Source organism: Neoaquamicrobium microcysteis, from assembly GCF_008180155.1.
Lineage (GTDB): Bacteria > Pseudomonadota > Alphaproteobacteria > Rhizobiales > Rhizobiaceae > Aerobium > Aerobium microcysteis.
The window spans coordinates 33,398-45,772 of sequence record NZ_VSZS01000055.1; the positions used below are offsets into that span (position 1 = coordinate 33,398).

Below are 12,375 nucleotides of genomic sequence, written 5' to 3' on the forward strand. Positions count from 1 at the left end.
GCTACTGCGTGGAGCCGGTTGCTTCTTCAACCAGCTTCCTGACCGTTTCGGCATCGGCTTCGACCGGATTGACCCTGTCGCCTTCCGAGATGAGTTCCTGACCCGCCACGATGATGCGCGCCCCTTCCGGGATGCCGCCGAGCACGAGCCCGCCAGCCGTGTCGTCCACCAGATCGATGGGATAGAACACGACCTGATCCTCGCCGTCGACCGCGCGGATGCCAAGATCGCCGTCGCCGCTGAGCGTGACGACCGAGCGCGGCAGTACCGTCGATTCGATGGGCGCGGCGCGAAGCGTTATCTCGGCCGTCATGCCGGCCGGCACGCTACCATCCTTGTTGGGAATGGCGACTTCCACGCGGAAGGTGCGGGTCGCGGCCGTGGCGTCGCGGCTGATGTAGCGGATGGTGCCTTCCACTTCCTGGCCGTTGACGAGGCGAACCTCGGCCGGGTCTCCCGGCTTCACATAGGCAAGGTCGCGCTCGGAGACCTCGCCTCGAGCAAGAACCGGGTCGAGATTGAGGATGGTCGCGACCTGCGCGCCGGCAGCAACCGAACTACCGAGTTCCACATCCACCTTGTCGATGATGCCGTCGAACGGTGCGCGTAGCGTATTACGCTCCAGTTCAGCAACGGCCGCCTCGAGCTGGGAGCGCGCGGCGGCGAGTGCAGAGACGGCATTGTCGAGCTGAAGCTTGGGCATGCTGCCGGCTTCGGCAAGCCGCCGGGCCGCGTTGGCCTCGGCCTCTCGCTGGGCGAGCAGCTGTCGCGCGGTTTCCACCGCGGCTTCCTTGCCTTCGGCTTCAAGCTTGGCGATCAGGTCGCCACGCTTGACCTGGCTGCCGAGATTGACCGGCAGTTCCTCGACTATGCCGGCCGCCCGGGTCGCCAGCACGGCGCGCTTGTCGGCATCGGTGTGGCCGGAAATGCGGATCGCGCGGGAATGCTCGACACGCGGCGGATTAACGACCGCCACCGTGCGAAGCGGAGCCTCCTGCTGTTCCTGCTCTGCCGTTGCGGCGCGCGCGGCCTCAGCCTCGTCGGCCGCGCTGCCGACGGAGGAAAACTCGCCGGTGGCAACCCAGGCCGCGGTTGCAACGAGCACGGCGATAGCCGCTACCTTGTGAAACTTGATCTTCGCCATGTTCGAAATCCAGCGAGCGGGTCCGTTCAGGGGTTCTTGCCCTTGGGGAAGCCGTCGATATGGGGGCGCTCTCCGCGCCGTTCAATCCGTCACTTCGCGCCACGCGCGAGAGGCACGGCGTTCTACCTCATTTTTGCAGTGCAACATAGTGGGAAATGTTGATGATTTCATCACTCCTCCGGACAGGGTGCGCCCGCAGCGGCCCATCTCTCGATAGCTGCAAAGGTTTCCTCCGCCGAGCCGGGCGCAGGCTCTCGCCCGGGGCCGGGGTTCCACCCCCACGCCACCAGCGCGTCGTCCCTGACATGGTTGGCAACTTCCTCCAGCGAGCGTCCTCCGTTGCGTTCCGGGTCCTTGATCTGGGCACAAATTTCGGCCGAAGATTTGTCGAACCACACCATTTCCGCAGGTGCCAGATGCCAGGCATGGGCGCCCGGAGGGCCGTGAAGAACCGCGGAATTCTCTTCTGAATGGCAGGTGCTACAGCGCAGCCCTGCGTTGCCGAAGCCGTCTTCGCCCCGCCGCACGTTGAAGGCATGCACCCTCGTCTTGCCGTAGCTTTCGCCCGACCAGCGCGGCTGGTCGTCCTCGACATGGCAGTTGGCGCAGCGCGGATGTGCGAAAACGGCATGGATGCCTTCCCATTCCGCCAGCCCCTGTTCGCCGGAAGCCGGGGTGACGGGGGTATCGCTATCCTGCGCCCTCGCGCCCGGCAACGCGGCGGCCGACAGGCTAATGACAAGAGCTGTCAGGAGTGTTCCGGAAAACCTCATGCGAAGCTCACCTCGCGAGACAAGGGCAACTGGCGGATGCGCTTGCCAGTGAGCGCAAAGATGGCATTGGCCAGTGCGGGAGCCGCCGGTGGCGTGCCGACCTCGCCGACGCCGCCCATCCTGTGGAAGTTCTCGATGATGGCGACTTCGAACTCCGGTGCCTGAAAGATGCGCATCGCGTCGTAGTCGTGGAAATTGCTCTGCTCGACCACGCCTTCCGAGAAGGTGATCTGCTGTCCCATCGCGGCCGACAGGCCGAATATCGCGCCGGAGGTCATCTGCGCCTCGATGATGGCGGGATCGATGGCCATGCCGACGTCCACGGCGATCCACATCTTCTCCAGCTTGATGCCGGCCGGAGTTTCGGCGATCTGGATGACCTGTCCGCACCAGCTGCCGAAGGAAAGGGTGAAGGCGAAGCCCTTGGCCTTGCCGGCCGGCAATGTCTCCCCCCAGTTCGACATCTCGGCCACCTTGTCCACGACGGCGATGGCTGCGGGGAAGTCGGCCATCAGCCTGCGCCGCATCTCGACCGGGTCGACCTGGCCGGCATGGGCGATTTCGTCCATGAAACCTTCATGGAAGAAGCCGTTGACCGAATTGCCGACCGAGCGCCAGAAGGTCACCGGAATGGCCAGCGGCACCTGGATTTCGGATACTCGGTAGTTGGGGATCGTGTAGGGCTGATTGCGCGCGCCGTCCGTGATCGACGGATCCGACCCGCCGGCAGGCAGCGAGGGGAAGGTGCGCCCCATGAGCGAGGACATCATGTTCTGCGCGGCGATCCGCATGTCGACGGCGACGGGCAATCCATCCTCGCCGATGCGCGCCCTGAAGTGGCCCGCGGAAGCAGGGCGGAACGGGCCGCGCCGCGTGTCCTCCTCGCGCGTCCACGTGACCTGAACCGGCCGCCCATCAGTCTCTTTGGCGAGAAGCGTCGCATAGAGCGCGTAGTCGAGTTCGCCTCGCCGCCCGAACGCGCCGCCCATGGAGGTGGTGTGGACGTTGGTCTTGCCGCCCGGTACGCCGGCAAGGTCCGAACAGAACCAGCGGACCAGAACGGGCATCTGGTTCGGCGCCCAGATGTCGAGCACGCCGTCCTTCAGCCTGGCGGTGCAGTTCATCGGCTCCATCGGGGCATGGGCGAGGTAGGGGACGCTGTACTCCGCCTCGATGACACGCTCCTGCGGCGCGTCGGCGAAGGCGACGTCCACATTGCCGTCATCGCGCATGGCGGATGCATCGCCGGATCTTGCCGCTTGGGTGAAGGTGGCCATGATCTCGTCATTCGCCTTGGGATAGCCAGGCTCGCCCCACTCCACGTCGATCGCCTCGGCGGCCTTGAAGGCGGCCCAGGTGTTTTCCGCGATGACGCCGAAGCCGCTGCCGTAGAGCGTTTCGATCGGAACGATCTTGACCACGCCCGGCATGGCGGATGCGGCCGAAATATCCGACCGGACGGGGGCGACTCCGAACACGGGGCTGATGCGGACCGTGGCGAACAGCATGTCGGGCTGGCGCACGTCGATACCGAAGATCGGCGCGCCGGTGACCTTGTCGAGCATGTCGACACGCGGCTGCGACTTGCCAAGCAGCTTCCAGTCGGCGCGCTCCTTGAGCACGACGCTGGAAGGCGGCTTGATCTGGGCGGCGTCGAGCGCCACCTCGCCATAGGTGAGGCTGCGGTTGGAAGCCCTGTGCACGATGGTGCCGTTTTCTGTCGCCAGCTCATTGGCGGCAACGCCGAGCCGTGCTGCGGCAGCATCGACCAGCATTATGCGGGCCGCGGCGCCGGCCTGCCGCATGCGCTCGAACCCGTCGCGCGTGGCGGTCGATCCGCCCGTCGCCTGAAGGCCCAGCATCTTGCCGGCCACGCCCATCAGGCCGCGTACCGTCTCGGCGGTGAAGCTCTCGTCCCAGAAGTTGAACCCGCCGCCTTCTTCCAGCATGGCAGCGTTGTAATAGGCGTATGAGGGTGGACCATGCTCGACGGTGACGCGGTCCAGCGACACGTCGAGTTCTTCCGCCACGAACGCTGCAAGCGTCGTCGATATGCCTTGTCCCATCTCGGCGCGCGGCGCGATCAGGGTGATGGTATCATCCGAAGACACCTTGACGTAGGGATTGAAGGTAACCTCACCCTCGGCAAGCTCGTCTTCGAGAGGGTTGGGGTAGGGCTGGCGGTAGTACCAGTAGCCGACGGCCACGCCGCCCGCGACGGTGGCGGCGCCGAGCAGGAAAGCGCGCCGGGTGAAGGTGCCGAGACGCGACATGGTCAGGACCTCGCCAGCTTGAGCGATGCGGCGCGATGGATCGCAGCACGAATCTTCGGATAAGTGCCGCAGCGGCACAGATTGCCGCCCATGGCGTTGTCGATATCCTCGTCCGTCGGATCTGCGATCTCCTCGAGCAGCGCAACCGCCGTCATGATCTGGCCGGCCTGGCAGTAGCCGCATTGGGAGACCTGCTCGTCCAGCCATGCCTGCTGCACGGGGTGGAGGCCGGCCGGCGAGGATATGCCCTCGATGGTGGTGACGGCGCCTTCGACCTGCCCGACCGGGAGCACGCAGGAGCGGACCGGGGAACCGTCTATCAGCACCGTGCAGGCGCCGCATGCGGCGATGCCGCAGCCGAATTTGGGCCCCAGTATGCCGGCAATGTCCCTCAGCGCCCAAAGCAGCGGCATTTCGGGGTCGGCGTCGATCTCGATGGACTTTCCGTCAACAGTCAGGTTCATCGGAACACCAGATAAAGGAGGCTGGCCGCATCATTCGCGGCTGGCTAATAATGGACATCTTGACAAAATCCGTCATTTTGTCAATAGGTGGGCAATGGACGTGATTGATGGATTGAAGACTGCGGCGGCCGCGGAAGGCGACCAAAAGCGCGTGCGCGTCATGGAAGGCGCGCTGAAGGTGTTTCTCGCCTACGGCTTCAACCGCACGACGATGGACGACATCGCGCGAGCGGCCGAGCTGTCGCGCCCGGCGGTCTACCTCATCTTCAGGAACAAGACCGACATCTACCGTGCCATCGCGCGCTGCGTGGTCACGCAGATCGTCGAGCGCGCGCGCTATTCCCTGACCATGGAAGCCACGTTGCTCGAGCGTCTCGACCACATGGTCGAGACCGCGCTTTTCAACATGGTCAAGGACATCGAGGAATCGCCGCATGGCGCCGAACTGCTCGACATCCGCAACAAACTTGCCGGAGACATATTCGACGAATGGCGCGGGCATATGCTGATCGCGCTCAAGGCGGCCTTCGCCGAGGAAGCCACGCGCAACGGCGTCGACCTCGCGGCGCGCGGGATTTCACCGCTGATCCTGGCCGAAACACTGCTCGACGCGCTGGAAGGCATGAAGCCGCGGCTCAGCGATCCTCATTCGCATCTGGCCGCGGCAAAGGGCGCTGTTCGGGTTCTCGTCGCAGCCCTTCGGCCTTAGTGCGGCTACTGCGCGGTCCAGCCGCCATCGACCGACAGCGTCGTGCCTGTGATCTGCGCCGCATCGTTTGAACACAGGAAGGCGACAGCCGCGCCGATCTCGGCCACCGTGGCGAACTGCTTCGATGGCTGCTTGGCGAGAATGATGTCGCGGATCGTGGTTTCGCGATCCAGTCCGGCCTCGCGCGAACGGTCCTCGATCTGGGTTTCGACGAGCGGCGTCAGCACGAAACCGGGGCACACCGCGTTACAGGTGACGCCCTGGCCGGCGAGCTCCAGTGCCACCGTCTTGGTAAGGCCGACGACGCCGTGCTTGGCCGCGACATAGGCCGACTTGTTGGGCGAGGCGCGAAGGCCATGCGCCGACGCGATGTTGACGATCCGGCCCCAGCCGGAGGCCTTCATGTGCGGGATGGCTGCAGCGGTGGTGTGGAAGGCCGACGACAGGTTGATGGCGATGATCGCGTCCCAGCGCTCCGCCGGGAATTCCTCCACCGGCGCCACGAACTGGATGCCGGCATTGTTGACGAGGACATCGACGCTGCCGAAGCGCGCGACGGCCTTCTCGATCAGGTCGCGGCATTCGTCTGGCTTTGCCATGTCGGCCTTGATGTAGACCGCCTCGACGCCGTGCTTTTCCGCAAGCTGCGTCGCGACGGCATGGTCCTGCTGGCTGTCGGAATAGGAGTTCACGACCAGCGTGCAGCCCTTGGCCGCCAGCGCTTCGGCGGTGGCGAGGCCGATGCCGGAGGTCGATCCGGTGACGATGGCGATCTTTCCGGTCAGCATGGTCTTCCTTCATGTTGGCAATTTCGACTGCGGGTCTACATATTGCAGCGCATCATCGTTTCCAATCGGGGTGGTGTTTCCACCATATCCGCGCCTTCTTCATGAAGGATTTGCCGGATTGTGCTAAAAGGCCTCAAAGCGTAGATATCGCGCTGACAAGTCGAGAAAGAGTTCGACCCGTATGCAGCATTTTCTGGACCGACCCCTTGCGCGCCGCCGTTCGGTAGGTGTGGCCGTGGGCGGTGTCATGGTGGGCGGCGATGCGCCGGTCGTCGTCCAGTCGATGACGAACACCGACACCGCCGACGTGGACGCCACCGTGGCGCAGGTGGCCGCACTGCACCGCGCGGGCTCGGAGATCGTCCGCATCACGGTGGATCGCGACGAGTCGGCGGCCGCCGTGCCGCGTATCCGCGACCGACTGGCGCGGCTCGGCGTTCACGTGCCGCTGGTGGGCGATTTCCACTATATCGGGCATAAGCTTCTGGCCGATCATCCAGCCTGCGCCGAGGCGCTGGCGAAGTACCGCATCAATCCGGGCAATGTCGGCTTCAGGGAAAAGAAGGACCGCCAGTTCGGCGCGATCATCGAAACCGCCATCCGCCACGACAAGCCGGTGCGCATCGGCGTCAACTGGGGCTCGCTCGACCAGGAACTGCTGACGCGCCTGATGGACGAGAACCAGTCGCAGGGCTCGCCGCTGACGGCAGGCGAAGTGATGCGCGAGGCCATCGTGCAATCTGCGCTGATCTCGGCCGCCATGGCCGAGGAGATCGGCCTACCGCGCAACAAGATCATCCTGTCGGCCAAGGTGAGCCAGGTGCAGGATCTGATCGGCGTCTATGTCGAACTCGCCAAGCGCTCCGATCACGCCCTGCATCTGGGCCTGACGGAAGCCGGCATGGGAACGAAGGGCATCGTTGCCTCGTCGGCGGCGATGAGCATCCTGCTGCAGCAGGGCATCGGCGACACGATCCGTATTTCGCTGACGCCCGAACCCGGCGGCGACCGTACCCGCGAGGTGCAGGTGGGGCAGGAACTGCTTCAGACGATGGGCTTCCGCCAGTTCGTACCGATCGTGGCGGCGTGCCCCGGTTGCGGGCGCACGACATCGACGGTGTTCCAGGAATTGGCGGCGACGATACAAGACGATCTGCGCCGCAACATGCCCTTGTGGCGCGACAAGTATCCCGGTGTCGAGGCGCTTCAGGTCGCCGTCATGGGCTGCATCGTCAACGGGCCGGGCGAATCCAAGCAGGCCGATATCGGCATTTCTCTTCCCGGCACTGGCGAGACGCCTTCGGCGCCGGTTTTCGTCGATGGCCAGAAGGCCGCGACCTTGCGCGGCCCGAACATCGCCTCGGATTTCCAGAAGATGGTCGCCGACTATATCGAGCGCCGCTTCGGGCAGCAGGAAAAGCAGGCCGCCGAGTAGGCGGCCACATCAGGCGATGAGAGCCACCGCCTCATCGCCGATCCAGGCGTTGATCTTCGCAGCCAGCTTGTTGGGCGACACCGGCTTCGACAGGTAGTCGTCCATTCCTGCCTCGATGCATTTCTCGCGGTCGCCCTTGAGCGCGTGGGCGGTGACGCCGATGATGGGGGTTCGCGTGCCGATACCTTCCTCGGCCTTGCGGATGGCGGCCGCGGCCTCAAGGCCGTTCATCTCCGGCATCGAAACGTCCATCAGCATCAGGCGCGGCCGCAACGTGCGATGCATCTCGACGGCGGTGCGGCCGTTGGAGGCGATGCGGTAGGAGAGGCCGAGACCGTCGAGTATCTGGCTGAAGACGAGCTGGTTCACCTCGTTGTCTTCGGCAACCAGGATGTCGAGCTGGCGACCGGTGCCGGCGCGCGGCGCAGGATGAACGGGCTTCGGCGCGGCGCTTGCCGCCTTCTGGGCGAAATTGGGAACCGGCGCGATGTTTCGCACCGCGCTCTCGCGCCGCGGCGCAGCTCGCGCCACCTGCATCATGGTGACAAGCGTTTCGAGCAGCGCGGAAGAACGCGCAGGCTTGTTGAGATGCGCGGCGATGCCCGATTCCATCGTGAGCTTGCCGGTGACGGCCTGATCGACGGACGTCAGCAGCAGGACGGGGATGTTCCACGTCGCGGGGTTGGCGGCGATGCGGCGCGCAACCTCCAGCCCGTTGATGCCCGGCATCTGGTAGTCGAGGATGATGCAGTCCACCCGCGCGCCCAGATGGGTCGCGCGGTCGAGGAAGGCGAGGCCGACCTCGCCGTTCTCGGCTGCCGCGCAGTCGAAGTTCCAGCTGCGAAGCTGTTCCAGCAGGATGTCGCGATTGACCTTGTTGTCGTCAATGACCAGCACGCGCGCACCCGATACATCGACGGGAACGGGCCGTGCCGGCTCCATGTCCTCGAAGACGGGCAGCGGCACCGTGAACCAGAAGGTCGAGCCCTTGCCCAGTTCGCTGGTCAGCCCCATCTGGCCGCCCATCAGCTCGACGAGGCGCGAGGCGATCGCAAGGCCGAGCCCCGTGCCTTCGTGGCGGCGGGTGGACGACGCATCGACCTGACTGAACTTTTCGAACACCCTGGTCTGCATCTCAGGTGGAATGCCGATGCCGGTATCCTCGACCCGAACGGTGACGTGCGAGGTTCCGTTCTCGACATGGCCGCTGACATCGACCAGCACGTGGCCCTTCTCGGTGAACTTGACGCCGTTGCCGACGAGATTGGTGACGATCTGCCTTATGCGGCCGACATCGCCGACGACGCAGGCCGGCAGTTCGGGATCGACGCGCACGATGAGCTCGAGGTCTTTCTCCGCGACACGGGTGGAGACCAGCGTCGCGACGTCCTCGATAGCCTCGCCGAGACGGAAGGGTGCGGGATCGAGGCTGAGCTGCCCTGCGTCGATCTTGGAGAAATCGAGGATGTCGTTGATGATCGTGAGAAGCGCGTTGCCCGACTTGAGGATCACGTCGGCAAAGGTCTTCTGGCGGTTGTCTAGGTCGGTGCGCACCAGCAGTTCAGCCATGCCGAGCACACCGTTCATCGGCGTCCTGATCTCGTGGCTCATATTGGCCAGGAATTCCGACTTCGCGCGGTCGGCGGATTCGGCCTTCACACGCGCCGCCTCGATCGAGGCGTTGGCCCGCTGCAGGTCGTCATGTGCGTGGGCAATGTTGCGCATCATGGGCACGAAGACCCACAGGGTGGTGAACACGCCGACGACGAAGATCACGGCGGCGACCATGTACAGGATCTTTTCGAGCCAGTCGTAGCCCTTGATGGTGTCGGCGCGCAGCTCGACCATTGTGGAGTCGAGGTTGGGCCGCACCCGGTCGTTGGCGATCATCTGGATTTGCGTGAACACGCGCTGGGCGGCTGGAAGCGACAGGTCGGCGAACATGTCGAGCCGGTTTGCCAGCGTGATGATCTCCAGCACGTCCTGCCGAAGCGAGAACGTCTGTCCCTCGCCGTTCCACAAGCTCAGCAGCGAGGGCGGTACCGCGATGCCCCTGATGTCGGCGAGTATGCCCGCAAGATCGCCGGTCAGGCTGTCGTCCGCGCCGGCCTGCGGAGGCGTTTCGACAGGGAAATCGCTGCCCGCAGCTTCGCCGAAGGCGCGATAGGTATGGTCGAGACGCGTGATTGCCGCATGCAGGTTTGCCTGTACGACCTTCGTCGTCGCAGCCGCGTCGAAGACAGGCTGCGCCACGACCGGGCCTTTCGGCATGGCGAACTGGCCGGTCTCAATGTCCCTGATCGTGCGGTCGGCGCGCTCGCGGGCTAGGTCGGCCCGCAGCCGCACCTGATCGAGCATCAGCGCGTGGTAGATGACGTCGGCCGTCGCCTCGCTCATGGCGCCGAGCACGGCGCCGAACTTGACGCTGGTTCTGGCCTCTCCGGCCTGCCAGTGGATGAGGCCGGCCCCGAGACCGACCGCAAGCAGAAAGCCGGTCATGATGAACATGAGACGGCCGCGCATATAGGCGCGCGTTACAGCAAACGACATTGGCCCCAACCCGTTACCCGGTACACATGGGGCAAAATCGGGCAATCCGATTAAAGTGCTGTTAATTGTGGCAAAAATCTCGCCACGCCGGTGGAGCCGCCAGGCTCAGAACGAGCGCATGGCCACGAAGCGTGCTGCCTCGCGCAGGAGCCCGGCGCGCGCGCCGAAGGGATCGAGCAGCGCCGTCGCCTGATCGACAAGGCCTGCCAGTTGCCTGCGCGTCCACTCCACGCCATGGAGGGATACGAGCGTCGCCTTGCCGGCATCGGCGTCCTTGCCCGCCGCTTTCCCAAGGGTCGCCGCGCTGGACGTAGCGTCGAGCAGGTCGTCGGCAAGCTGGAAGGCGAGGCCGATAGCCTGGCCGAACTCGCTCAGCCGCTCGCGCTCGCCTGGTGAAGCGTCGCCGATGGCAGCGCCCGCCTCGCAGGCGAAGCGGATCAGCGCGCCCGTCTTCATCGCCTGAAGCATGACGACGCCGGCCTCGTCGGGCTTGATCCGCGCGGCCTGCAGGTCGAGCGCCTGCCCGCCAACCATGCCGCCCACCCCGGCTGCGCGCGCCATGGCCGAAACGAGCCTGACCCGTGTGGCGGCAGGCAGGTCGGTTGCGTCGTCGGCGACGATGTCGAAGGCGAAGGTGAGCAAACCGTCCCCGGCGAGTATCGCCGTCGCTTCATCGAAGGCGCGATGGACAGTCGGGCGGCCTCGGCGCAGATCGTCGTCGTCCATGGCCGGGAGGTCGTCGTGGATCAGCGAATAGCAATGGATGCATTCCAGCGCGGCGGCGACGCGAAGCGCGGCGTTGTCGTCAGCATCGAACAGGGCTGCTGTTTCCAGAACCAGAAAGGGGCGCAGCCGCTTGCCGCCGCCCAGCACGCCGTGGCGGATGGCGCGCATCAGTTCGTCCGGCCGGGCGATCTCGCCCTCCAGAGAGGCCGAACCCAGCAGGCGGTCCAGTGTCGCCTCCACCTCGCGTGCGCGGCGCGCCAGCGCGGTCTCGAAGTCCTCTGTTTCGATCAGCTGTTCCATCGGCCGGAGCGATGACCGCAAAAGCGATGCCCGTCAAGTCGCCGTGTGGCGTTGCGCTTCGCCGACCGCGTCTGTATTCGGGAATGATGAAACGTGAGGCGTATGGGTGGAGAAGCAGACCACGGAGCCAACCGTCGAGCCTGTCGTCGAGGTCGAGCCCGAGATGACGCTGAGCCGGCGCAGGACGCGACGCAGCGGCCGCAGCCGGCTGTCCGTGTGGCTGCGGCGCTTCGTGCTCCTCGTCTTCATTGCTGGCGTGACCCCGGCGGTGGTGACGCTGGTGTACCTGCCTTCCTCCGTCCATCCCATCTCCACGCTGATGATGAAGGATCTCGCCACCTTCTCCGGCTATGACAGGCGCTGGACACCGCTCGACCAGTTCGGCGACCGGCTGGTCCATTCGGTGATGATGTCGGAGGACGGGCAGTTCTGCTCGCACCGGGGAGTGGATCTGGGCGAATTCCGCGCGGTGCTGGACGATTTTCTCGCAGGCGAGGCGACGCGAGGCGGATCGACCATCACGATGCAGACGGTCAAGAACCTCTATCTGTGGCACGGCCGGTCGTATATCCGCAAAGCGATCGAGCTTCCCTACGCGGTTTATCTCGATCTCGTCATGCCCAAGCGGCGGATCATGGAAATCTACCTCAACATCGCCGAGTGGGGGCCTGGCATCTATGGCGCGGAGGCCGCGGCGCAGCACCATTTCGGCAGATCGTCCCGCGACCTGACTGCAAGGCAGGCTGCGCTGCTGGCCGTGACGCTGCCAAGCCCGCTGACGCGTACGCCCGGCAGGCCTGGCCCCGGGCTCGAACGCCTCGCGCGCACCATAGAGAGGCGCGCAGGCCACGCCGGAGGCTACAACCACTGCCTGCGCTGATCGGTAGCGCAAAAATTTCCGCGCCGGTGCTGGTCAAAACGCGCTCGTGCGTGTATAGGCACGCAACTTTCCTGTTTTCGGCCGCGATGCAAGGCTCTTTTCCAAGGGTTGCAGCGGCTGTTTGACCGAACACCGGAGCTGGACCATGGCTGTACCTAAACGAAAGACCTCGCCGTCGAAGCGCGGCATGCGTCGCTCCGCCGACGCACTCAAGGCCCCGACCTATGTCGAGGACAAGAATTCCGGCGAACTGCGCCGCCCGCACCACATCGACCTGAAGACCGGCATGTATCGCGGCCGTCAGGTGCTGGAGCCCAAGGAAAGCTGAGCTTT

General features: G+C 65.1%; 11 protein-coding genes. 4 read left to right on the top strand and 7 right to left on the bottom strand.

Features of this window, described 5'->3' with window-relative positions:
* Position 1: 1 nt before the first annotated feature.
* The 4 genes from FY036_RS04120 to FY036_RS04135 form a co-directional block, all read right to left on the bottom strand.
* Positions 2–1,144, bottom strand: coding sequence for an efflux RND transporter periplasmic adaptor subunit (locus FY036_RS04120; protein WP_148913443.1), 1,143 nt, complete (start codon positions 1,142–1,144; stop codon positions 2–4).
* Positions 1,145–1,314: 170 nt separating this feature from the next.
* Positions 1,315–1,917: a hypothetical protein gene (locus FY036_RS04125; RefSeq protein ID WP_148913444.1), complete on the bottom strand. Its 603-nt coding sequence runs from the start codon at positions 1,915–1,917 to the stop codon at positions 1,315–1,317.
* A complete protein-coding gene (locus FY036_RS04130) occupies positions 1,914–4,190 on the bottom strand; it encodes a xanthine dehydrogenase family protein molybdopterin-binding subunit (protein ID WP_148913445.1) in 2,277 nt (758 codons plus the stop codon). Before FY036_RS04130 ends, FY036_RS04125 begins: the two co-directional genes overlap by 4 nt.
* Positions 4,191–4,192: 2 nt before the next feature.
* A complete protein-coding gene (locus FY036_RS04135) occupies positions 4,193–4,654 on the bottom strand; it encodes a (2Fe-2S)-binding protein (RefSeq protein WP_148913446.1) in 462 nt (153 codons plus the stop codon).
* Between the two features lie 94 nt (positions 4,655–4,748).
* On the opposite strand from FY036_RS04135, the gene FY036_RS04140 reads away from it, so the two are divergent.
* Positions 4,749–5,363, top strand: a complete 615-nt coding sequence (locus FY036_RS04140; protein ID WP_148913447.1) for a TetR/AcrR family transcriptional regulator — start codon at positions 4,749–4,751, stop codon at positions 5,361–5,363.
* A 5-nt stretch (positions 5,364–5,368) separates the two neighbouring features.
* On the opposite strand, the gene FY036_RS04145 is transcribed toward FY036_RS04140, so the two are convergent.
* A complete protein-coding gene (locus FY036_RS04145) occupies positions 5,369–6,151 on the bottom strand; it encodes a 3-hydroxybutyrate dehydrogenase (protein WP_148913448.1) in 783 nt (260 codons plus the stop codon).
* Positions 6,152–6,332: 181 nt separating this feature from the next.
* Between FY036_RS04145 and ispG the strand changes: the two genes are divergently transcribed.
* Positions 6,333–7,586: a flavodoxin-dependent (E)-4-hydroxy-3-methylbut-2-enyl-diphosphate synthase gene (ispG, locus tag FY036_RS04150; RefSeq protein ID WP_148913449.1), complete on the top strand. Its 1,254-nt coding sequence runs from the start codon at positions 6,333–6,335 to the stop codon at positions 7,584–7,586.
* A 9-nt stretch (positions 7,587–7,595) separates the two neighbouring features.
* On the opposite strand, the gene FY036_RS04155 is transcribed toward ispG, so the two are convergent.
* Together FY036_RS04155 and FY036_RS04160 are read right to left on the bottom strand one after the other, a co-directional pair.
* Positions 7,596–10,136, bottom strand: coding sequence for a response regulator (locus tag FY036_RS04155; protein ID WP_235897513.1), 2,541 nt, complete (start codon positions 10,134–10,136; stop codon positions 7,596–7,598).
* A 105-nt stretch (positions 10,137–10,241) separates the two neighbouring features.
* Positions 10,242–11,162 carry a polyprenyl synthetase family protein gene (locus FY036_RS04160; RefSeq protein ID WP_148913450.1) on the bottom strand — a complete coding sequence of 307 codons (921 nt, stop codon included), beginning with the start codon at positions 11,160–11,162 and terminating at the stop codon, positions 10,242–10,244.
* A 163-nt stretch (positions 11,163–11,325) separates the two neighbouring features.
* Between FY036_RS04160 and mtgA the strand changes: the two genes are divergently transcribed.
* Complete coding sequence (mtgA, locus tag FY036_RS04165) at positions 11,326–12,042, top strand: monofunctional biosynthetic peptidoglycan transglycosylase (protein WP_148913560.1); 717 nt, start codon at positions 11,326–11,328, stop codon at positions 12,040–12,042.
* A gap of 145 nt (positions 12,043–12,187) precedes the next feature.
* Entirely contained in the window at positions 12,188–12,370 is a 183-nt protein-coding gene (gene rpmF / locus FY036_RS04170) for a 50S ribosomal protein L32 (RefSeq protein WP_024848972.1), read from the top strand.
* Positions 12,371–12,375: the final 5 nt, after the last annotated feature.